The organism is Capnocytophaga felis (assembly GCF_009684755.1).
Classification (GTDB): domain Bacteria; phylum Bacteroidota; class Bacteroidia; order Flavobacteriales; family Flavobacteriaceae; genus Capnocytophaga; species Capnocytophaga felis.
In genome coordinates this window covers 40,171-59,236 of the sequence record NZ_BLBC01000007.1, presented here as the reverse complement: position 1 = coordinate 59,236, position 19,066 = coordinate 40,171, and the positions used below count along the sequence as shown (strand labels likewise).

Annotated in this window: 30 protein-coding genes; all 30 read right to left on the bottom strand. The window is 36.2% G+C overall.

Annotated elements, in window-relative coordinates:
• Nucleotides 1–17: 17 nt before the first annotated feature.
• The 30 genes from GN105_RS06130 to rplC all read right to left on the bottom strand — a co-directional run bounded on the left by GN105_RS06130 (nucleotide 18) and on the right by rplC (nucleotide 18,909).
• Nucleotides 18–3,188 (bottom strand): glycoside hydrolase family 2 TIM barrel-domain containing protein, encoded by a 3,171-nt coding sequence (locus tag GN105_RS06130; protein ID WP_155284537.1) that lies wholly within the window; start codon nucleotides 3,186–3,188, stop codon nucleotides 18–20.
• A gap of 322 nt (nucleotides 3,189–3,510) precedes the next feature.
• Entirely contained in the window at nucleotides 3,511–4,959 is a 1,449-nt protein-coding gene (locus GN105_RS06125) for a Na+/H+ antiporter NhaC family protein (protein WP_155284536.1), read from the bottom strand.
• Nucleotides 4,960–5,132: 173 nt separating this feature from the next.
• A complete protein-coding gene (gene rplQ, locus GN105_RS06120) occupies nucleotides 5,133–5,606 on the bottom strand; it encodes a 50S ribosomal protein L17 (protein WP_155284535.1) in 474 nt (157 codons plus the stop codon).
• Nucleotides 5,607–5,636: 30 nt separating this feature from the next.
• A complete protein-coding gene (locus tag GN105_RS06115; RefSeq protein WP_155284534.1) occupies nucleotides 5,637–6,629 on the bottom strand; it encodes a DNA-directed RNA polymerase subunit alpha in 993 nt (330 codons plus the stop codon).
• A gap of 22 nt (nucleotides 6,630–6,651) precedes the next feature.
• Nucleotides 6,652–7,257 (bottom strand): 30S ribosomal protein S4, encoded by a 606-nt coding sequence (gene rpsD, locus GN105_RS06110; RefSeq protein ID WP_095896386.1) that lies wholly within the window; start codon nucleotides 7,255–7,257, stop codon nucleotides 6,652–6,654.
• Between the two features lie 83 nt (nucleotides 7,258–7,340).
• The gene (gene rpsK, locus GN105_RS06105; protein WP_018279608.1) at nucleotides 7,341–7,742 is read right to left on the bottom strand and encodes a 30S ribosomal protein S11; all 402 of its coding nucleotides are present in this window, start codon (nucleotides 7,740–7,742) and stop codon (nucleotides 7,341–7,343) included.
• Nucleotides 7,743–7,755: 13 nt separating this feature from the next.
• Nucleotides 7,756–8,130, bottom strand: coding sequence for a 30S ribosomal protein S13 (gene rpsM, locus GN105_RS06100; protein WP_155284533.1), 375 nt, complete (start codon nucleotides 8,128–8,130; stop codon nucleotides 7,756–7,758).
• A 2-nt stretch (nucleotides 8,131–8,132) separates the two neighbouring features.
• On the bottom strand, nucleotides 8,133–8,249 hold the full coding sequence (ykgO, locus tag GN105_RS06095; RefSeq protein WP_095896385.1) for a type B 50S ribosomal protein L36: 117 nt from the start codon (nucleotides 8,247–8,249) through the stop codon (nucleotides 8,133–8,135).
• A gap of 242 nt (nucleotides 8,250–8,491) precedes the next feature.
• Complete coding sequence (gene infA / locus GN105_RS06090) at nucleotides 8,492–8,707, bottom strand: translation initiation factor IF-1 (protein WP_002675066.1); 216 nt, start codon at nucleotides 8,705–8,707, stop codon at nucleotides 8,492–8,494.
• A 5-nt stretch (nucleotides 8,708–8,712) separates the two neighbouring features.
• Complete coding sequence (gene secY / locus GN105_RS06085; RefSeq protein ID WP_155284532.1) at nucleotides 8,713–10,056, bottom strand: preprotein translocase subunit SecY; 1,344 nt, start codon at nucleotides 10,054–10,056, stop codon at nucleotides 8,713–8,715.
• A gap of 11 nt (nucleotides 10,057–10,067) precedes the next feature.
• Nucleotides 10,068–10,520: a 50S ribosomal protein L15 gene (rplO, locus tag GN105_RS06080; RefSeq protein ID WP_095896383.1), complete on the bottom strand. Its 453-nt coding sequence runs from the start codon at nucleotides 10,518–10,520 to the stop codon at nucleotides 10,068–10,070.
• Nucleotides 10,521–10,537: 17 nt separating this feature from the next.
• Complete coding sequence (gene rpmD / locus GN105_RS06075; protein ID WP_095896382.1) at nucleotides 10,538–10,720, bottom strand: 50S ribosomal protein L30; 183 nt, start codon at nucleotides 10,718–10,720, stop codon at nucleotides 10,538–10,540.
• A 13-nt stretch (nucleotides 10,721–10,733) separates the two neighbouring features.
• Nucleotides 10,734–11,258 carry a 30S ribosomal protein S5 gene (gene rpsE, locus GN105_RS06070; protein WP_018279603.1) on the bottom strand — a complete coding sequence of 175 codons (525 nt, stop codon included), beginning with the start codon at nucleotides 11,256–11,258 and terminating at the stop codon, nucleotides 10,734–10,736.
• A gap of 6 nt (nucleotides 11,259–11,264) precedes the next feature.
• Nucleotides 11,265–11,621: a 50S ribosomal protein L18 gene (rplR, locus tag GN105_RS06065; protein WP_095896381.1), complete on the bottom strand. Its 357-nt coding sequence runs from the start codon at nucleotides 11,619–11,621 to the stop codon at nucleotides 11,265–11,267.
• 11 nt (nucleotides 11,622–11,632) lie between these two features.
• Nucleotides 11,633–12,175 carry a 50S ribosomal protein L6 gene (gene rplF, locus GN105_RS06060; protein ID WP_155284531.1) on the bottom strand — a complete coding sequence of 181 codons (543 nt, stop codon included), beginning with the start codon at nucleotides 12,173–12,175 and terminating at the stop codon, nucleotides 11,633–11,635.
• 18 nt (nucleotides 12,176–12,193) lie between these two features.
• Nucleotides 12,194–12,592 carry a 30S ribosomal protein S8 gene (gene rpsH, locus GN105_RS06055; protein ID WP_155284530.1) on the bottom strand — a complete coding sequence of 133 codons (399 nt, stop codon included), beginning with the start codon at nucleotides 12,590–12,592 and terminating at the stop codon, nucleotides 12,194–12,196.
• An 18-nt stretch (nucleotides 12,593–12,610) separates the two neighbouring features.
• Nucleotides 12,611–12,880, bottom strand: a complete 270-nt coding sequence (gene rpsN, locus GN105_RS06050; RefSeq protein ID WP_013996569.1) for a 30S ribosomal protein S14 — start codon at nucleotides 12,878–12,880, stop codon at nucleotides 12,611–12,613.
• A 4-nt stretch (nucleotides 12,881–12,884) separates the two neighbouring features.
• Nucleotides 12,885–13,436 carry a 50S ribosomal protein L5 gene (gene rplE, locus GN105_RS06045; protein ID WP_095896378.1) on the bottom strand — a complete coding sequence of 184 codons (552 nt, stop codon included), beginning with the start codon at nucleotides 13,434–13,436 and terminating at the stop codon, nucleotides 12,885–12,887.
• A 2-nt stretch (nucleotides 13,437–13,438) separates the two neighbouring features.
• A complete protein-coding gene (gene rplX, locus GN105_RS06040) occupies nucleotides 13,439–13,750 on the bottom strand; it encodes a 50S ribosomal protein L24 (RefSeq protein WP_095896377.1) in 312 nt (103 codons plus the stop codon).
• 19 nt (nucleotides 13,751–13,769) lie between these two features.
• Nucleotides 13,770–14,138 carry a 50S ribosomal protein L14 gene (rplN, locus tag GN105_RS06035; RefSeq protein ID WP_002675043.1) on the bottom strand — a complete coding sequence of 123 codons (369 nt, stop codon included), beginning with the start codon at nucleotides 14,136–14,138 and terminating at the stop codon, nucleotides 13,770–13,772.
• A 2-nt stretch (nucleotides 14,139–14,140) separates the two neighbouring features.
• Nucleotides 14,141–14,398: a 30S ribosomal protein S17 gene (gene rpsQ, locus GN105_RS06030; protein WP_155284529.1), complete on the bottom strand. Its 258-nt coding sequence runs from the start codon at nucleotides 14,396–14,398 to the stop codon at nucleotides 14,141–14,143.
• 18 nt (nucleotides 14,399–14,416) lie between these two features.
• Complete coding sequence (gene rpmC / locus GN105_RS06025) at nucleotides 14,417–14,608, bottom strand: 50S ribosomal protein L29 (protein ID WP_095896376.1); 192 nt, start codon at nucleotides 14,606–14,608, stop codon at nucleotides 14,417–14,419.
• Between the two features lie 10 nt (nucleotides 14,609–14,618).
• Nucleotides 14,619–15,038 carry a 50S ribosomal protein L16 gene (gene rplP, locus GN105_RS06020; protein WP_095896375.1) on the bottom strand — a complete coding sequence of 140 codons (420 nt, stop codon included), beginning with the start codon at nucleotides 15,036–15,038 and terminating at the stop codon, nucleotides 14,619–14,621.
• 18 nt (nucleotides 15,039–15,056) lie between these two features.
• Entirely contained in the window at nucleotides 15,057–15,797 is a 741-nt protein-coding gene (gene rpsC, locus GN105_RS06015) for a 30S ribosomal protein S3 (protein WP_155284528.1), read from the bottom strand.
• Between the two features lie 8 nt (nucleotides 15,798–15,805).
• Nucleotides 15,806–16,216 carry a 50S ribosomal protein L22 gene (rplV, locus tag GN105_RS06010; RefSeq protein WP_155284527.1) on the bottom strand — a complete coding sequence of 137 codons (411 nt, stop codon included), beginning with the start codon at nucleotides 16,214–16,216 and terminating at the stop codon, nucleotides 15,806–15,808.
• 9 nt (nucleotides 16,217–16,225) lie between these two features.
• Nucleotides 16,226–16,504: a 30S ribosomal protein S19 gene (gene rpsS, locus GN105_RS06005; protein WP_018279592.1), complete on the bottom strand. Its 279-nt coding sequence runs from the start codon at nucleotides 16,502–16,504 to the stop codon at nucleotides 16,226–16,228.
• Between the two features lie 11 nt (nucleotides 16,505–16,515).
• Nucleotides 16,516–17,343, bottom strand: coding sequence for a 50S ribosomal protein L2 (rplB, locus tag GN105_RS06000; RefSeq protein ID WP_155284526.1), 828 nt, complete (start codon nucleotides 17,341–17,343; stop codon nucleotides 16,516–16,518).
• 21 nt (nucleotides 17,344–17,364) lie between these two features.
• Entirely contained in the window at nucleotides 17,365–17,655 is a 291-nt protein-coding gene (gene rplW / locus GN105_RS05995; RefSeq protein ID WP_155284525.1) for a 50S ribosomal protein L23, read from the bottom strand.
• Between the two features lie 7 nt (nucleotides 17,656–17,662).
• The gene (gene rplD, locus GN105_RS05990; RefSeq protein WP_155284524.1) at nucleotides 17,663–18,292 is read right to left on the bottom strand and encodes a 50S ribosomal protein L4; all 630 of its coding nucleotides are present in this window, start codon (nucleotides 18,290–18,292) and stop codon (nucleotides 17,663–17,665) included.
• Nucleotides 18,292–18,909: a 50S ribosomal protein L3 gene (rplC, locus tag GN105_RS05985; protein ID WP_155284523.1), complete on the bottom strand. Its 618-nt coding sequence runs from the start codon at nucleotides 18,907–18,909 to the stop codon at nucleotides 18,292–18,294. Before rplC ends, rplD begins: the two co-directional genes overlap by 1 nt.
• Nucleotides 18,910–19,066 lie beyond the last annotated feature (157 nt).

Here is a 19,066-nt window from a genome sequence, read left to right as displayed (position 1 = left end):
TCGCTTCCCTTTTTATTTTATTTTTCTATTGGAATAATTCGGTAAGAATATTTGTATGGTTTGTGTAAGTACAACAGATATTGCTCCATAGGCAGATTACCCCAGCTGTTATCTCCGCCTAACCCTAATTGTTGATAATCAATATCCAAGTGAATGTACTTGTCTTTTTCAAGCTCGGCTGAGTGCGTTTGTTTTTTCTCTTCGCCCGGATAAAGCGATTGCGGACTATAAGGCAATACGTTCACATTAAGCAAATTACTTTCCGACTGTATCAGAATTCCGCTTCCGTCCTTGCGAAGAATTTTCGCATAACGCACTTGTGTTTTGTTGCCCGATTCCTGCGGACGAACGTATGGATGATATTGTTCGTCAATAGTTCCTTTGTAATAACCAACAAAGGCAGAAGTTTTTCTGTCCTCGTAGCTTTCCCAAGGACCTCGTCCATACCATTCCACATTTACAAAATCCTTCGGAAGAATTAAATGATTTCCTATTTTGAAAGTCAATTCATTACTTTCTTTCAATGGAAGAAGCTCATTTTCAACCAAAACACTTCCTTTTCCGTCAAAAGTTAATTTTTGTGTATATGTGATGCTTTCCAAGACTTTTTTAGTAATACACACTTGTTTTTGTCCGTCTTCCAAATTGGAAATTTCTACACTTTCCACTTTTGCATTAGCATCGGCGTGTTGTAAATCTTTGAGTTTTTTCGGCAAACCTGCCCCAAAATCATTATCTGTTGCCGGTCTCCATAAATTCAAAAACAATCCGTCTGCTTGCAGAATATTTTTACCTGCCTCATATGATACGAGTTTCCCTTTTTCAGTTGAAACAACGGCTTTGAAGTTTTTATTCTGAAGAATTATCTCTTTATCCGATTGTTTAACGATAATAGATGTATTGTTAGGTTTATAAACAGGTTTTTTATACGTACTTAACTGAAATTCAGCAAAAGCAAGCGGTGTGTGTTCATCCAAAATACCTTCTTTTGATTTCAATTTGGCTTCTATTTGTAAAAAATATTCATTTTCTTTATCAGAAGCTATAGTTTCCGTTAGGGAAGCTGCATTTTTCGATGAATTTTCATCAAAATCAATATAAAATTCTGCTTTGGAACGAGGCAAAACATCTACGTTATTTATTTTTCCTTCTTTTACAAAAATTCCGTTCTTGAAAATCTTCCAAGTGAATTCAAAATTTGATAAATCTTTAAAGAAATATTTGTTTTGTATCGTCAATTTTTGGTCTTTGTAAGAAAATCCTATTTCTTGATATACTTTTCTCACCTCAAAAGAATGCGGATGGAAAGTTCTGTCAGAGGCTATCACTCCATTAATCAAAAAGTTATTATCACTTGGTGTAGTTTCATCGCCGTAATCTCCTCCGTAGGCTAAAATCGTTTGATTTTTGGAATTTTTCTTATAAAAACCTTGGTCAACCCAATCCCAAATGTAGCCACCTTGCAACCCCGGATAGCTCTCAAAAACGTCCCAATATTCTTGGAAGTTTCCGACACTGTTCCCCATCGCGTGTGCATATTCACATAATAAAAACGGTTTTTTAGGATGCGACAATCCGTAATCTACCAAAAAAGGAATGCGACGATACATTCGTGATTCTATATCTGTATTCCAATCATAATGAGCCAATTCGTGATGAATAGGACGACTTGAATCTAATCCTTTTGCCATTTTATAGGCTTGATAAAAATTCCAACCGTTGCCAGCTTCGTTTCCTAAGCTCCATATAATGATGCTCGGATAGTTTTTATCTCGTTCTATCATTCTTCTAATCCGAAGTGTATGAGCTTCTTCCCAAACAGGATTTGTTGCCAACGTTCTCTCAGGTCTGTATCCCATTCCGTGAGTTTCTACATTGGCTTCATCCATCACGTAAAGTCCGTATTTATCACAAAGTTCATAAAAATATGGGTCATTCGGATAATGCGATGTACGCACGCTATTAACATTTAATTGCTTCATTAACAGCACATCTTTTTCCATACTTTCGCGAGTAATTACCTGTCCTAAGGTAGGGTCTGTTTCGTGTCGATTAACCCCTTTTATGAAAATTCGTTTTCCGTTAACAAGCAAATCACTCCCTTTGATTTCAATACTTCTGAATCCGACAAAAAGACTAACTACCTCATTTACTTGTTGTTTTTCATCTTTCAACAGAAGTTCCAATCTGTACAGATTAGGCATCTCGGCACTCCACTGTTTTACAAACGGAATGTTAGCGAAAAAGTTGAGTTCCGTTTTACTATTACTTCGTTTTATTTGCGGAATATTTTTTGTTTCTGCCCAAATCTTTTTATTTTTATCATCAAAAATTGATGCTTCAAGTTGATAATCTGCTTTACTTTGCTCGGATTGATTCCAAACTTGCACGAAAAGATTTAAAACACCATCGGAATAACCGTTTGCAAGTCCGGCCTTCGCATTTATATCATACAAATGTACTTTCGGACGGGCGTACACGTAGCAGTCCCGTGTAATTCCGGATAATCTCCACATATCTTGTGCTTCCAGAAAACTACCATCTGACCATCGGCGTACTTCTAAAGAAATATTATTTTTACCAACTGAAACATAAGGAGTTATATCAAACTCTGACGGAAGTTTACTGTCCTTCCCTATTCCTACGAATTTTCCGTTTACGTACAATTTAAAAGCAGATTTAACAGCTCCTAAATGCAAATAAGTTTGTTCATTCTTCCAATTGGAAGGAACCTCAAATTCCTTTCGATAAAGCCCAGCTGATTGTTTCAAATCATCTGGAATATCGGGAGGATTCGGATTTTTTATGGCAAATTCAAACTTTTCGTTTACATAAATCGGAATTCCGTATCCGTTAAGTTCCCAAACCGAAGGCACATTTATTTTATCCCAGCGAGAATCGTTGTAATTGGGTTTGAAGAAGTCTTTGGGAAGTTCTTTAAAGTCTTCTTTCCACAAGAATTTCCATTGTCCGTTGAGATTAATATACCGATTTGATAGTTTATAATCGTTTTTCTGAGCCTGTTCCGAAGTTTCAAAGGGAAAATAATGACTTCGCATTGGCATCCGATTAATTTCCTGAATAGCAGGATTTTCAAAAATACTATCCAAGTGAGGATTTTGTGCCCAATTTTGCTGAAAAAACAAAACCAGAAATGATAAATACAAAAAACTCGTTAGTGTTTTCATACGTTTCGATTAATATTAGTTTGATTGATTCAAAATTTAACTTATCCACTCACAAAATGAATGTCCACAAAAATAAGAAAATTATTCCAACTTATAAAATTAAAAGCTACATATCTCATTTCGTTAATTTTTAGATGTTTATCTTCAAAATATAAAAACCTGTCTAAATTTTTACTTTTTTAAAATTTAGACAGGTTTAATATCAATTCATAGAAAAACAAAATTTCTTTTTATAAATTTTTACTCCATTTTACGTAACCGAATCATTGCTAATTCTCAATAGAATCAAACTAAAATATTTATAAGTCAAAAAAGTGAATAGTTACTTATTGAATTCTATCTTTCTTATTTTGATATTTAATGCCACAAAAAGAAGTGTCATAAACGGACTTAATATGTTAAAAAACGCATACGGAAGATACGTCAAGGTCGGAATTCCTAAAACTCCGCTATTGTAGGCGGCACAAGTATTCCACGGAACTAAAACAGAAGTCACCGTACCTGAATCTTCCAATGTTCTGCTTAAGTTTTCAGGAGCTAATCCTTTTCTTGCATACGCTTTAGAGAACATTTTCCCCGGCACTACCAACGCTAAATATTGGTCGGAAGTGGTGATATTTAACGCCAAGCAACTCATAACCGTGCTGGCAAATAATCCAAAGGCAGAAGTAAATAAATGCAATAAAAAAGCAGTTATACGTTCTAAAGCTCCAATAGCCTCCATAACACCGCCAAAAGCCATCGCACAGATAATAAGCCATATTGTGTTGAGCATTCCACTCATTCCTGAAGAAGAAAACAATTCGTTCAGAGCTTCGTTATCCGTAGGTATTTGTGTAGAAGTTGTTATTGTTTCCATAATTACTTTGTAAAGAGCGGAAAACTCTAACGTTGATTTTTGGGTTAATTCCAGTAGTAAATTCTGCTGAAATAAAATTGCAAATATTGCCCCCAAAAGTACACCACAGAATAAAGCCACTAATGGTTCTGCTTTCTTGTAAATCATTAGCAAAATTATAGCGGGAACAATAAATACCCAAGGCGTAACATTAAATCGCTCCAAGATGGCATTCTGTATCGCAGTTGTATCCGAAACACCTACTGTTTCAAGGTTTAATCCTATAATTGTGAAGATTATCAATGTAATAGTGATTGTAGGAACTGTGGTTAAAGACATATATCGTATGTGGGTAAATATATCCGTTCCAGCTAAAGCTGGTGCCAAATTAGTTGTGTCACTCATTGGTGACATTTTATCTCCGAAATATCCACCTGAAATAATTGCTCCTCCAATAAGCCCTTCGTGAATTCCTAAAGAGCTTCCGATACCCACCAAAGCAATTCCTATTGTTGCAGAAGTTGTCCAGCTACTGCCTACAGCCACCGAAACCAAAGAGCAGATAATCACACAAGCAGGTAAGAATATCGATGGAGTCAGAATTTTCAATCCATAATAAATCATTGAAGGTATAATTCCGCTCAATAACCACGTTCCCGATAAAGCTCCCACCAAAAGCAAGATAAGAATTGCCCCGCTGGTGGACTTTATGTTATTGTATATTTCTTGTGTCATCGTATGGATTGGAACTTTGTTAAAAATTCCGACCACAACTGCAACGGCGGCTCCAAAAAGCAAAATAAATTGATTTGAACCTCCAAGAGCATTATCTCCATACACAAAAAATACATTATACCCCAAAAGGATAATAAGCACTGTTATCGGAAAAATAGCTTCAAGCAATGAGATACTACGCAAATGTTCTTTTTTCATTCTTTTTTATTAAGTTGTAAGGCAAAAGTATAAACAATATTATTATGTTTCACAAAAAGTTATAATTACAACAAAAATATAATTAATAAGTAGAAACAACACATTTATAATTAAACAAAAAAAGACAAGTATTTGAATACTTGTCTTTTTCAAAACTTAATAAAGTTCTTAAATTATTCAGCTGATTCTGTATTTGCAACTTCTTTTTGTTCGGTTGACTCAGCAGATTTTTTTCTACCACGACGTGTAGCTTTTTTCTTACTAGAAGCCTTTTCTACATTGTAAGTTGTATTATAATCAACCAATTCTATCAATGCCATCTCTGCATTATCTCCCAAACGGTTTCCTAATTTTATAATACGTGTGTATCCTCCTGGTCTGTCTCCTACTTTTACAGAAACTTCTTTGAACAGTTCAGTTACAGCATATTTATTTCTTAATTTACTGAAAGCAATACGACGGTTGTGAGTCGTATCCTCTTTTGACTTTGTCACTAATGGCTCTATAAACAACTTAAGAGCTTTTGCCTTTGCCAAAGTCGTATTTATTCTCTTGTGCTCAATCAATGAACAAGCCATATTAGCTAACATTGCTTTTCTGTGAGCGGTTTTTCTTCCTAAATGATTAATTTTATTTCCGTGTCTCATCTTTCCTTAATTAAATAACGCAAAAGCGGGTTAATCTCTATCTAACTTATACTTTGACAAATCCATCCCGAATGTTAAACCTTTATTGGCAACCAATTCATCAAGTTCTGTAAGTGATTTCTTTCCGAAATTTCTAAATTTCATCAAATCAGCTTTGTTGAACGAAACCAAATCGCCCAAAGTATCAACTTCGGCGGCTTTCAAACAGTTTAACGCTCTAACCGACAAGTCCATATCCATCAACTTGGTTTTCAATAACTGACGCATATGTAATGACTCCTCGTCGTAAGCATCAATTTGAGCAATTTCATCAGATTCCAAGGTAATTCTTTCATCGGAAAACAACATAAAATGATGAATCAACGTTTTTGCTGCCTCTGTTAAAGCTTGTCTTGGATGTATTGAACCATCTGTCTTGATTTCAAAAACTAACTTTTCATAGTCAGTTTTTTGTTCAACACGGTAATTCTCAACAGAATACTTAACATTTTTGATAGGTGTAAAAATTGCATCGGTTGCGATAACTCCTATCGCTGCATTCGGATTTGCATTTTCCTCTGCAGGAACATAGCCACGCCCCTTATCAATGGTTATCTCCATATCAAAAGTTACTGACGATTCCATATTACAAATTACCAAATCTGTGTTCAAGATTTGAAATCCTGATAGATACTTCTGAAAATCACCGGCAGTCAACTGTTTTTTTCCTGAAACAGAAATTGTTGCTGTTTCATTCTCTACATCTTCAATCTGTCGTTTAAAACGAACTTGTTTCAAATTCAAGATAATTTCAGTAACATCTTCTACAACACCTGATATAGTAGAAAACTCGTGTCCTACTTTATCAAATTTTACAGAAGTGATTGCGAAACCCTCTAAAGAAGAGAGCATAACTCTACGTAATGCGTTACCTATAGTTAAACCATAACCTGGTTCCAAAGGACGAAATTCAAATCGCCCCTCAAAATCAGATGATTCAATCATTATAACCTTATCGGGTTTTTGAAAGTTGAATAATGCCATAATTTGACTGCTGTCTTATTTATTATTTAGAGTACAACTCTACGATTAACTGTTCTTTAATATTTTCAGGAATTTGGATACGTTGAGGAACGGCAACAAATGTACCTTCTAATTTTTCAGTATTCCAAGTAATCCATTCATAAACAGTGCTATTAGAAGCCAATGAGTTCTCTATTACACTCAATGATTTTGATTTCTCACGAACACCTACTACATCTCCTGGTTTTAAAGCGTAAGAAGGAATGTTAACAATATTCCCATTTACTGTGATATGACGGTGCGATACTAATTGACGAGCTGCACTACGTGTTGGAGCTATTCCCATACGGTAAACCACATTATCTAAACGTGACTCGCATAATTGCAATAACACCTCACCTGTAACGTGTTTACTTCTTTTTGCTTTCTCATACAAGTTGCGGAATTGCTTCTCTAAAATACCATACGTGTATTTTGCTTTTTGCTTCTCTTGCAACTGAATAGCATACTCAGAGCGTTTTGCTCTACGGCGGGCAATACCGTGTTGCCCTGGTGGATAATTTTTCTTCTCAAAAGATTTATCATCTCCAAAAATAGCCTCTCCAAACTTACGAGCTATTTTCGTTTTTGGTCCTGTATATCTTGCCATTTTATTCTTTTTAGATGAAAGGGATTATGAATTAAGGCATCCTCCTTCGATAATCAAAATCCTCTCGTTTGTTATTATTAAAATTAAACTCTACGTCTTTTTGGTGGACGACAACCATTGTGGGGTAGCGGAGTAACATCAATGATTTCAGTAACTTCAATTCCAGCATTGTGAATTGTTCTGATAGCTGACTCTCTTCCGTTTCCTGGTCCTTTAACATACACTTTTACTTTTTTCAAACCAGCGTCAAAAGCCACTTTTGCAGCATCTTCAGCGGCTACTTGTGCAGCATACGGTGTATTTTTCTTAGACCCACGGAATCCCATTTTACCAGCTGACGACCAAGAAATCACGTCTCCTTTTTTATTTGTAAGAGAAATAATCACGTTGTTGAATGTAGCAGAAACGTGTGCCTCACCCACTGATTCTACAACTACCTTTCTCTTTTTAGAAACCTTTGCGTTCTTTGCATTTGATTTTGCCATACTAACCTACTTATTATTTAGTTGCTTTTTTCTTGTTAGCAACAGTTTTTCTTCTACCTTTTCTTGTACGAGAATTGTTCTTAGTTTTTTGTCCACGTAGTGGCAAGCCAATTCTGTGACGAATTCCACGATAGCAACCAATATCCATTAAACGTTTTATGTTTAATTGAATTTCAGAACGCAATTCTCCTTCAATTTTATAAGACGCAACCGCCTCACGAATGCTTGTGATTTCTTCATCATTCCATTCGTTTACTTTTTTGTCCTCATTAACTTGAGCCTTTTCTAAAATTTCTTTAGCTCTACTTTTTCCTATACCAAAAATGTAAGTTAATCCAATAACTCCACGTTTATTCTTTGGTAAATCAATACCTGCAATTCTTGCCATAATTATCCTTGTCTTTGTTTAAATTTAGGATTCTTTTTGTTAATTACGTACAACACCCCTTTTCTACGCACAACTATGCACTCGGGACTTCTCTTTTTAATTGATGCTCTAACTTTCATTTCTTTATTGTTTAATCAATAGAGTTTGCAAAACTACAAAATATTTTGAATTTATATGTAATTTTAAAATAAAATACTACTCCTAATTTTTATCAAAATGCATTCTATTTGATAAAATAACTTATACCAAACTGATTACCAGAAAAGTACTCATCATACAGAACTTTGCCAAAGTTAAAAAACTTTGACAAAGTTTTTATCTTATTCAAGCATTCTATAAAAATTTTCTAATCGAATCTCTTTTAGTAACGATACGTAATTCGAGCTTTACTTAAATCATAGGGACTCATTTCAAGTTTTACCTTATCCCCAGGAAGTAATTTTATGTAATGCATACGCATCTTACCAGAGATATGAGCTATCACTACGTGCCCATTATCCAACTCAACTCGAAACATTGCGTTTGACAACGCTTCTACAATTGTTCCATCTTGTTCTATTGCTGCTTGCTTAGCCATAAACCTTAAGCCTTTCTGTTTTTACCAGTTTTCATCAAACCGTCATAATGACGATTTAGCAAGTATGAATTAACCTGTTGCATCGTATCTATGGCAACTCCCACCAAAATTAGTAGCGAAGTTCCTCCATAAAACAACGCCCACCCATCTTGCATTCCAATAACTTTCAAGAAAGCAGGGAAAACAGCGATTAAAGCCAAAAATATAGAACCAGGGAACGTGATAAGTGACATAATTTTATCCAAATAGTCACTTGTTTCCTTTCCTGGACGTATCCCCGGAATGAAACCTCCACTTCTTTTTAAGTCGTCAGCCATCTTATTAGTTGGCACTGTAATTGCCGTATAAAAATAAGTGAACAATATAATCATTGTTGCAAATAGCAAGTTGTACCAAAAACCGAACATATTACTAAAAGCCTGCTGAATACTCAAAGCTGTTTCTGACTTGGATAAGCCAGCAACTGTTGCTGGTATAAACATCAAAGCTTGTGCAAAGATAATTGGCATAACCCCCGATGCATTTAATTTCAAAGGGATATATTGGCGAGCACCAAATATATTTTTTTCAACTGCCACACCTCCATCTGCTGTTCTACGTGCGTACTGAACAGGTATTTGACGAGTTGCTTTGATTAGATAAATACAAAGTAATATAATCACAAACCAAATAATAATCTCGATAAGAATCATCATCAATCCACCATTTGACTGTGCAACACGAGCATCAAACTCTGCTGCAAAAGCCATTGGTAAACGAGCGATAATCCCAACCATAATAAGTAACGAAATACCATTACCTATACCTTTGTCTGTGATTTTTTCTCCCAACCACATTGCAAAAATAGTTCCTGTTACAAGAATCAGAACAGCAGGAATAATGAAATCAAGTCCTTTCCCAAGTACAAAAGCACTGTCAGGCACACCCAACTGACCTATTCCGTAAAGGTAAACAGGAGCCTGAACAATACATATCGCAATGGTTAGCCATCGAGTAATTTGATTTATCTTTCTTCGGCCACTTTCTCCTTCCTTCTGTAGTTTTTGTAAGTAAGGAATTGCTATCCCCATCAACTGAACTACAATTGAAGCAGAAATGTAAGGCATAATACCTAATGCAAAAACTGAAGCGTTAGCGAAAGCTCCTCCAGTAAAAGCGTTTAAGATATCAAGCAAGCCCCCGCCTGAAGTCTTTGTAGCCAACTCGTGCAACTGAGTTGAATCAACTCCAGGGAGAACTATATGTGCCCCAAAACGATAAACTAACAATATCCCTAAAGTTAAAATAATACGATTTTTTAACTCTTCTATTTTCCAAATGTTGGTTAGGTTCTCGATAAACTTCATAATAATTTAATACATTACAAGGTCACAGCCTCTCCTCCTGCTGCTTCAACAGCTGATTTAGCATTTGCTGTAAACTTATGAACAGAAATTTTTAATTTTGCTTTTAATTCTCCTCCACCTAAGATTTTTACCAAATCTGTCTTTTTAACGATGTGAAGTTGAACTAACGTTTCCAAATCAACCGTATCTGTGATTTTGCCTGAATCAACCAAACTTTGTAATTGTCCTAAGTTGATTCCTACATACTCCTTACGGTTAAAGTTTTTGAAACCGAATTTTGGTACGCGTCTTTGCAAAGGCATTTGTCCTCCTTCAAAACCAACCTTTTTAGAGTAGCCTGAACGAGATTTTGCCCCTTTATGTCCACGTGTAGCAGTACCTCCTTTTCCGGAACCTTGCCCACGACCAACGCGCTTCCCTTCTCTGTGAATTGAACCTTCTGCAGGTTGTAAATTACTCAAGTTCATAACTTTGTATAAAAATATTATTTAATTTCTTCAACAGAAACTAAGTGTTTCACTTTATTAATCATACCTAGGATACTTGGTGTAGCGTTATGCTCAACAACCTGTCCTATTCTTTTCAAACCAAGAGCCTGCAAAGTCAATTTTTGACTTTTCAGACGCTTGATACTACTTTTCACCTGTGTTACTTTAACTTTTGCCATTGTTCTAAATTTATTAACCTTTAAACAATTTTTCTAAGGAAATTCCACGTTGAGCTGCGATAGTTTTTGCAGAACGCAATTGCAACAATGCATCAAAAGTAGCTTTTACCACATTATGAGGATTTGATGAACCTTGTGATTTTGAAAGTACGTTGTGAACTCCAACAGACTCTAAAACAGCACGAACCGCACCTCCGGCGATTACTCCGGTACCTTCTGTTGCTGGTTGCAAATATACTCTAGCTCCACCAAATTTCCCTTTTTGTTCGTGTGGCAAAGTTGTTCCGTTAAGCGGAATACGAACTAAATTCTTCTTCGCATCTTCAACAGCTTTTGCGATTGCATCGGCTACCTCCTTAGATTTTCCTAAGCCGTGACCCACAACTCCGTTTTCATCACCCACCACAACGATAGCTGAGAAACCGAATGCACGTCCTCCCTTAGTTACTTTGGTAACACGTTGAACCCCTACCAAACGGTCTTTCAATTCAAGACCACTTGGCTTTACATATTCTACATTTTTATATTTCTGATACATAGTTTATTAGAATTTAAGTCCGCCTTCTCTAGCTCCTTCAGCCAATGATTTTACTCTTCCGTGATACAAGTATCCTCCTCTGTCAAAAGAAATTTTCTCAATACCTTGTTTTAGAGCTTTCTCTGCAACAGCTTTTCCTACTAATGCTGCTTTTTCAGTTTTGGTTGCTTTGACAGCACTAATTTCTTTATCTCTCGAAGATGCAGCCACTAAAGTAGTTCCTTTGGTGTCATCAATAATTTGAGCATAAATCTCGTTATTACTTCTGAAAACAGCCAAACGAGGTTGCGTTGCAGTACCGTTAACTACTTTTCTGATTCTGCTTTTAATACGTTCTCTTCTTTTTATCTTTGATAATGCCATTGTTCTAACTATTAAGCTGATTTACCTGCTTTTCTTCTCAACACTTCACCAACAAACTTAACTCCTTTTCCTTTGTAAGGCTCAGGCTTACGGAAACTACGGATTTTAGCTGCTACTTGTCCAACCAATTGCTTGTCGTGAGATGTCAATTTAATAATTGGGTTTTTACCTTTCTCAGTTACTGTTTCAAGTTTTACCTCTTGTGGCAACTCCAAAACAATATTATGAGAAAAACCTAAAGCCAAATCTAACTTTTGACCTTGGTGTGAAGCACGGTATCCAACCCCGACTAACTCTAATTCTTTAGTGAATCCTTCTGACACACCAACTACCATATTGTTAAGCAAGGCTCTGTACAAACCGTGCTTTGCATTTTGGTCTTTAGTTTGAGCAGTAGGCTCCAACACTAATTGTCCATCCTCTTGCTTTACAGCAATGTCTTTAACCTCTTGGGTCAATTCGCCTAATTTTCCTTTCACTGTCACAACACCATCATTGATAGTAACTGTAACTCCTGTTGGAATTTTGATGGGTAATTTACCTATTCTTGACATTTCTTTGTCTTTTATTTATTAGTAAACATAACAAACTACTTCCCCGCCAACATTTAGCTCTTTAGCTTTTTTGCCTGTCATTACTCCTTTTGAAGTTGAAATGATGGCAATTCCTAAGCCATTTAATACACGAGGAAGATTATCAGCTCCGGCATATTTTCTAAGACCCGGTCTGCTTGCTCTCTCAATATGCTTAATGACAGGCTCTTTAGTTACTTTATCATATTTCAAAGCTATTTTGATAGTACCTTGAACGGCGTTATCCTCAAATTTATAGCTCAAAATATATCCCTGATCAAACAAGATTTTTGTAATCTCTTTTTTCAAATTAGATGCAGGAATTTCAACTACTCTATGCCTTGCATTATTCGCATTTCTAATTCTTGTTAAATAATCTGCTATAGGATCTGTATACATATTTTTATCCTTTTAATATTACCAACTTGCTTTTTTCACGCCCGGAATTAATCCTTTATTTGCCATTTCACGGAATAAAACACGTGAAATTCCAAATGTACGCATATATCCTTTTGGACGACCCGTTAATTTACAACGATTGTGCAAACGTACCGGAGATGCGTTTTTAGGTAGTTTTTGAAGAGCCTCATAATCACCAGCTTCTTTCAATGCTTTGCGTTTTGCGGCATATTTTGCTACCAATTTTTGTCTTTTAACCTCACGGGCTTTCATTGATTCTTTAGCCATATACTTAGTTCTTTTTAAAAGGTAATCCTAATTCGCTTAATAATGATTTGGCTTCTTTATCAGTTGCAGCAGATGTAACGAAAGTTATATCCATTCCTGCAATTTTATTGATTTTATCAATATCAATTTCAGGGAAGATAATCTGTTCGGTAACACCTAAATTGTAGTTTCCTCTACCATCGAAACCATCGGCTTTGATTCCTTGAAAATCTCTTACTCGTGGAAGAGCCGTTGTTATCAATCTGTCTAAGAATTCGTACATTCTTTCCCCTCTCAAGGTAACTTTAGCTCCAATTGCCATTCCTTTACGAAGTTTGAAAGAAGCTACGTCCTTTTTAGAAACCGTAGCAACTGCTTTTTGTCCTGTAATTTTAGTCAATTCCTCAACTGCATAATCTATTTGTTTTTTGTCTGCAACTGCTGAACCAACACCACGGCTCACAACTATTTTTTCAAGTTTAGGAACCTGCATTACATTCTTATAGCCAAATTCTTCTTTTAGAGCCGCTATCACACGCTCTTTATATTCTTGTTTTAGTCTAGGTACGTAAGCCATAACTATATTACTTCATTAGATTTTTTAGAAAATCTCACTTTCTTACCATCTCTTACTTCAAAGCCTACTCGGGTTGTTTTTCCTGATTTTGGATCAATTAAAGAAAGGTTTGAAATGTGAATAAAAGCTTCTTTTTTAACGATTCCTCCTTGAGGATTTTGAGCACTTGGTTTTGTGTGTTTAGACACCAAGTTCACTCCCTCTACAATCGCCTTATTCTTCTCGCGATCAACACGTAGCACTTTACCTTCTGAACCTTTATGTTCTCCAGCGATTACTCGTACTGTGTCTCCTGTTTTAATTTTTAGCTTCATTACTTAATATTATTAAAAATTAAAGCACTTCAGGTGCTAATGACACAATTTTCATAAATTGTTTATCACGAAGTTCTCTCGCAACAGGACCAAAAACACGTGTCCCTCTCATCTCACCAGCCGCATTCAAAAGAACGCAAGCATTTTCATCGAAACGTATGTAAGAGCCATCAGCACGACGTACTTCTTTTTTAGTTCTTACTACCACAGCAGTAGAAACTTGCCCTTTTTTTACGTTTCCGTTCGGAGTTGCCTCTTTAACGGTAACTACAATTTTATCACCTACAGAAGCATAACGACGTTTTGTTCCTCCCAAAACACGGATTGTCAATACCTCTTTTGCCCCTGTATTATCGGCTACTTTTAATCTCGACTCTTGTTGTACCATAATTACTTCGCTCTTTCAATGATTTCAACTAATCTCCAACATTTGGTTTTACTTTGTGGACGAGTTTCCATAATTCGAACCGTGTCACCAATGTTGCATTCGTTCTTTTCATCGTGTGCTACATATTTCTTAGTACGCAACACGAATTTACCATACATAGGGTGCTTTACACGCTTAACTTCTGAAACCACGATGGTTTTCTCCATTTTGTTGCTACTAACAACCCCTACTCTTTCTTTTCTTAAATTTCTTTTTTCCATGTTTAACGCAGCATAGAATTATTGTAACTCTCGTTTAGTTAACTCGCATGCCAATCTTGCTACAGTTCTTCTTACTTGACGTAATTGAATTGGTTTTTCAAGTGGTTGAATGGCGTGAGCCATTTTCAAATCTGCATACGATTTTTTATATTCACCAAGCTTTTCTTGCAGCTCAGCTATTGTCAATTTTTTAATTTCAGACTGTTTCATTGCTCTTTAATTAATCTTGATAATCTCTTGCTACAACGAATTTTGTTCTCACAGGTAGTTTTTGTGCTGCCAAACGCAAAGCTTCTTTTGCCACTTCAATTGACACTCCTCCTACCTCAAACATAATTCTTCCTGGTTTAACAACAGCTGCCCAGTATTCTACGGCACCTTTACCTTTACCCATACGTACCTCTAAAGGTTTCTTAGTAATTGGTTTATCTGGAAAAATTTTAATCCACAACTGACCTTCACGTTTCATATAACGAGTTGCTGCAATACGAGCCGACTCAATTTGACGAGAGGTAATGAATGCAGAATCCAAAGACTTTATCCCAAACATACCATTAGAAAGTAAGGTTCCACGATGAGAAACTCCTTTCATCCTGCCTTTCTGTACTCTACGATATTTCGTTCTTTTTGGCTGTAACATTTCTTTTTACTTTAAAAATTACTTTTTACGACGTGCTTTTTTAGGTCCTCCTTGGGCTTTGTCCGAAGCAGATTTACCTGCCGCCGAACCTGCAGATTTTTTAGTCATTCCTACAAGCGGAGAAAGCTCTCTCTTACCGTAGATTTCACCTTTCATAATCCACACCTTAATTCCCATACGACCGTACGTAGTATGTGCTTCATCAAGTGCATAATCAATGTCTGCTCTGAAAGTAGACAAAGGAATTCTTCCTTCTTTATAGCTTTCAGAACGAGCCATCTCTGCACCATTCAAACGACCAGAAATCATCACTTTGATTCCTTCAGCATTCATACGCATTGCAGCCGCGATAGCCATTTTAATAGCTCTACGATATGAAACACGCCCTTCTATCTGACGAGCAATACTTGCAGCAACCAAGTTAGCGTCTAATTCAGGTCTTTTGATTTCAAAGATATTGATTTGGATATCTTTACCAGTGATTTTTTTCAATTCCTCTTTCAGCTTGTCTACCTCTTGACCTCCTCTTCCGATAATGATACCAGGACGAGCAGTAGTGATAGTAACGGTTACAAGCTTCAAAGTTCTTTCAATAATCACACGAGAAACACTAGCCTTAGACAAACGGGTTTGTACATACTTTCTGATTTTATCATCTTCAGCAAGTTTATCTCCGTAGTCATTACCTCCATACCAGTTAGACTCCCATCCTCTGATAATTCCAAGGCGATTTCCGATTGGATTTGTCTTTTGTCCCATAGTTTATCTTAGCTTTCTGTGTTATAATTTTTAGCTCCTAAAACCAACGTTACGTGATTTGAGCGTTTTCTAATTCTGTGTGCTCTTCCTTGTGGAGCAGGACGCAATCTTTTCAAAATCATTCCTCCATCCACACGAATTTCCTTAATAAATAATCCTGCTTCTTCCAAATTTGCATCTTCGTTTTTTGCTTGCCAGTTAGCTATTGCTGACAACAATAATTTCTCCAAACGAGCCGACGCTTCTTTTTGGTTGAATTTCAAAATAGCAAGGGCTTTATCTACTTGCTGACCACGAACTAAATCCGCTACCAAACGCATTTTTCGAGGCGAAGTAGGGCAGTTATTCAACTTTGCAAAAGCCAAGCTCTTTTTAGCTTCTTTTATTTCTGCTGCTTTTTCTCTTTTACGAACTCCCATAGCCTTCTATTATTTTTTACCTTTATTTTTTGCACCAGCGTGTCCTCTAAATGAACGTGTTGGTGAAAACTCTCCTAATTTGTGTCCTACCATATTCTCAGTGATATACACCGGAACAAACTGACGACCATTATGAACTGCTATCGTTTGACCAACAAAGTCAGGTGTTATCATCGAAGCTCTTGACCAAGTTTTGATAACTGTCTTTTTACCTGTTTCAATGTTTTGTTGAATTTTTTTCTCCAAACTATAGTGAACGTAAGGTCCTTTCTTTAATGAACGTGCCATCTCTTAGTCTTTTATTTTTTTCTACGTTCTACAATATACTTATTACTTGCCTTGGTTTTAGAACGTGTTCTGTAACCTTTAGCTGGGATACCTTTTCTTGATCTTGGGTGACCTCCGGTTGCTCTACCTTCACCTCCACCCATTGGGTGATCAACTGGGTTCATAACAACTGGTCTGGTTCTTGGTCTTCTACCTAACCAACGTGAACGACCAGCTTTACCTGACACTATTAACTGATGATCAGAATTAGATACAGCTCCAATTGTAGCCAAACAAGTAAGTAAAATCATACGAGTTTCTCCTGAAGGCAACTTCACTGTTGCATATCTTCCATCTTTTGCCATCAACTGAGCAAAAGTTCCCGCAGAACGTGCAATGTTAGCTCCTTGTCCCGGACGCAATTCTATACAAGAAATTACTGTTCCTAATGGGATTTGTGACAAAGGCATTGCATTTCCAATCTCTGGAGCTACATTTTCCTGCCCTGAAACGATTGTTTGATCCACTTTTAAACCAGCAGGAGCAATTATATAACGTTTCTCTCCGTCTGTATACTGAACCAAAGCAATAAATGCCGTTCTGTTTGGATCGTATTCAATAGAAACTACTTTAGCGTCAACACCAAATTTGTTTCGTTTGAAATCAACAATACGATACTTTTTCTTGTGACCACCACCAATATAACGCATGGTCATTTTTCCTTGATTATTTCTACCACCAGTCTTTTTCAACGGAACCAAAAGGCTTTTCTCCGGCTTATCAGTAGTAATGGTGTCAAAATCGTTTACTACTCTAAAACGCTGACCAGGGGTAATCGGTTTTAATTTTCTAACTGACATCTTTGTCTATTTGTTAAACACTTATATATTACTATAAAAATCTATAGCTCCTCCATCTGCCACTTGAACAACTGCTTTCTTAACAGCATTAGTTTTTCCAACTTGCAAACCTGTTTTTGTGTAACGAGTTGTACGTTTAGGTCCGTAATTCAATGTCCGAACATCCTTAACTTTAACTCCATAAGTGGCTTCAATAGCTTCTTTGATCTGAATTTTATTCGCTTGTTTAGAAACTTCGAATGTATAACAATTCTTTAATTCACTATTTGCGTTTGCTTTTTCTGTAATTACAGGTCTAATTAATACGCTCATTTCTTACTTATTTTGTTAAAATTGACTCTAAAACATTGACAGAACTCTCCAATAAAACTACATTTGAAGCATTCACCACTTCATAAGTATTTAATTCAGAAGCAGTTACAACATTAGAGTTCTTCAAATTTCGTGACGACAAATATACGTTATTATTTGTATCTGGCAACACAAAAAGTGATTTTTTATTCTCTAACCCCAAAGATTTCAAAATATTAGTAAATTCTTTAGTTTTTGGAGTTTCAAAATTCAAATCCTCAACAACTAAAATTGATTGGCTTTTTGCTTTTGCACTCAATGCAGAACGACGTGCCAATCTTTTTACATTTTTAGTCAATTTTTGTGTATAATCTTTTGGACGAGGACCAAAAATACGTCCTCCACCAACAAATACAGGTGATTTAACACTACCTGCACGAGCCGTACCAGTACCTTTTTGTTTTTTAATCTTACGAGTACTTCCAGCTACTTCATTTCTCTCCTTAGCCTTGTGTGTTCCTTGACGTTGATTTGCTAAATAACGCTTAACATCCAAGTAAATCACGTGATTATTAGGCTCTAACCCGAAAACAGAATCAGAAAGAGTAATTTTTCTGCCTGTTTCTTTTCCTTGACTATTTAATACTGCTACTTCCATTATTTGTGAATAGTTACGTAAGCATTTTTGTGTCCCGGAACACATCCTTTAACCACTAAAAGATTTTTCTCGGCTACCACTTTCAATACTTTCAAGTTTTGTACTGTTACTTTTTCTGCCCCCATTCTACCAGCCATTCGCATTCCTTTAAATACTCTTGAAGGATATGACGATGCTCCAATAGAACCAGGTGCTCTCAAACGGTTGTGCTGACCGTGAGTAGTTTGACCTACACCACCAAAGCCGTGTCTTTTAACAACCCCTTGAAACCCTTTACCTTTAGAGATACCTGTTATATCAACAAATTCTCCTTCTGTAAACAAATCAACAGTGATTGTATCACCTAACTTGTAATTTGCTTCAAATCCTTGAAATTCGATAACTTTTTTCTTAACAGAAGCTCCTGCCTTTTTGAAATGTCCTAACTCAGCTTTGTTAGTACGATGTTCTGCTTTGTCATCGAAACCAAGTTGAAGAGCTTCATACCCATCAACCTCTACGGTTCTGACTTGGGTAACTACGCAAGGACCTGCCTCAATGATAGTACAAGGAATATTTTTCCCGTTCTCATCAAAAAGACTTGTCATGCCTACTTTTTTTCCAATTAACCCAGACATAAATTTAATTTAATTAATTATTTACTTTTTTATAAAGTTCAGGGTCAAAAAATGCCTCAGCCATTTGACCCTGAATCATTTTTATCCGTTTTTCCTCAGCTCACAGGCTTAAGGACATTTAAGACGAAGTTAAACCTTCTTTTGAAATTGAGTGGCT

Bases quoted from the DNA above. Each gene is read 5' to 3' on its own strand.
- GN105_RS06130 (WP_155284537.1), bottom strand. From the start codon at position 3,188: ATGAAAACACTAACGAGTTTTTTGTATTTATCATTTCTGGTTTTGTTT.
- GN105_RS06125 (WP_155284536.1), bottom strand. From the start codon at position 4,959: ATGAAAAAAGAACATTTGCGTAGTATCTCATTGCTTGAAGCTATTTTT.
- rplQ (WP_155284535.1), bottom strand. From the start codon at position 5,606: ATGAGACACGGAAATAAAATTAATCATTTAGGAAGAAAAACCGCTCAC.
- GN105_RS06115 (WP_155284534.1), bottom strand. From the start codon at position 6,629: ATGGCATTATTCAACTTTCAAAAACCCGATAAGGTTATAATGATTGAA.
- rpsD (WP_095896386.1), bottom strand. From the start codon at position 7,257: ATGGCAAGATATACAGGACCAAAAACGAAAATAGCTCGTAAGTTTGGA.
- rpsK (WP_018279608.1), bottom strand. From the start codon at position 7,742: ATGGCAAAATCAAATGCAAAGAACGCAAAGGTTTCTAAAAAGAGAAAG.
- rpsM (WP_155284533.1), bottom strand. From the start codon at position 8,130: ATGGCAAGAATTGCAGGTATTGATTTACCAAAGAATAAACGTGGAGTT.
- ykgO (WP_095896385.1), bottom strand. From the start codon at position 8,249: ATGAAAGTTAGAGCATCAATTAAAAAGAGAAGTCCCGAGTGCATAGTT.
- infA (WP_002675066.1), bottom strand. From the start codon at position 8,707: ATGGCTAAGCAAGCAGCAATAGAACAAGATGGAACAATTGTAGAAGCG.
- rplO (WP_095896383.1), bottom strand. From the start codon at position 10,520: ATGAACTTGAGTAATTTACAACCTGCAGAAGGTTCAATTCACAGAGAA.
- rpmD (WP_095896382.1), bottom strand. From the start codon at position 10,720: ATGGCAAAAGTTAAAGTAACACAGGTGAAAAGTAGTATCAAGCGTCTG.
- rpsE (WP_018279603.1), bottom strand. From the start codon at position 11,258: ATGTATCAGAAATATAAAAATGTAGAATATGTAAAGCCAAGTGGTCTT.
- rplR (WP_095896381.1), bottom strand. From the start codon at position 11,621: ATGGCATTATCAAAGATAAAAAGAAGAGAACGTATTAAAAGCAGAATC.
- rplF (WP_155284531.1), bottom strand. From the start codon at position 12,175: ATGTCAAGAATAGGTAAATTACCCATCAAAATTCCAACAGGAGTTACA.
- rpsH (WP_155284530.1), bottom strand. From the start codon at position 12,592: ATGTATACAGATCCTATAGCAGATTATTTAACAAGAATTAGAAATGCG.
- rpsN (WP_013996569.1), bottom strand. From the start codon at position 12,880: ATGGCTAAAGAATCAATGAAAGCCCGTGAGGTTAAAAGACAAAAATTG.
- rplE (WP_095896378.1), bottom strand. From the start codon at position 13,436: ATGGCTTACGTACCTAGACTAAAACAAGAATATAAAGAGCGTGTGATA.
- rplX (WP_095896377.1), bottom strand. From the start codon at position 13,750: ATGAAGCTAAAAATTAAAACAGGAGACACAGTACGAGTAATCGCTGGA.
- rplN (WP_002675043.1), bottom strand. From the start codon at position 14,138: ATGGTACAACAAGAGTCGAGATTAAAAGTAGCCGATAATACAGGGGCA.
- rpsQ (WP_155284529.1), bottom strand. From the start codon at position 14,398: ATGGAAAAAAGAAATTTAAGAAAAGAAAGAGTAGGGGTTGTTAGTAGC.
- rpmC (WP_095896376.1), bottom strand. From the start codon at position 14,608: ATGAAACAGTCTGAAATTAAAAAATTGACAATAGCTGAGCTGCAAGAA.
- rplP (WP_095896375.1), bottom strand. From the start codon at position 15,038: ATGTTACAGCCAAAAAGAACGAAATATCGTAGAGTACAGAAAGGCAGG.
- rpsC (WP_155284528.1), bottom strand. From the start codon at position 15,797: ATGGGACAAAAGACAAATCCAATCGGAAATCGCCTTGGAATTATCAGA.
- rplV (WP_155284527.1), bottom strand. From the start codon at position 16,216: ATGGGAGTTCGTAAAAGAGAAAAAGCAGCAGAAATAAAAGAAGCTAAA.
- rpsS (WP_018279592.1), bottom strand. From the start codon at position 16,504: ATGGCACGTTCATTAAAGAAAGGACCTTACGTTCACTATAGTTTGGAG.
- rplB (WP_155284526.1), bottom strand. From the start codon at position 17,343: ATGTCAGTTAGAAAATTAAAACCGATTACCCCTGGTCAGCGTTTTAGA.
- rplW (WP_155284525.1), bottom strand. From the start codon at position 17,655: ATGAGCGTATTAATTAGACCTGTAATTACAGAAAAAGCAAACGCAAAT.
- rplD (WP_155284524.1), bottom strand. From the start codon at position 18,292: ATGGAAGTAGCAGTATTAAATAGTCAAGGAAAAGAAACAGGCAGAAAA.
- rplC (WP_155284523.1), bottom strand. From the start codon at position 18,909: ATGTCTGGGTTAATTGGAAAAAAAGTAGGCATGACAAGTCTTTTTGAT.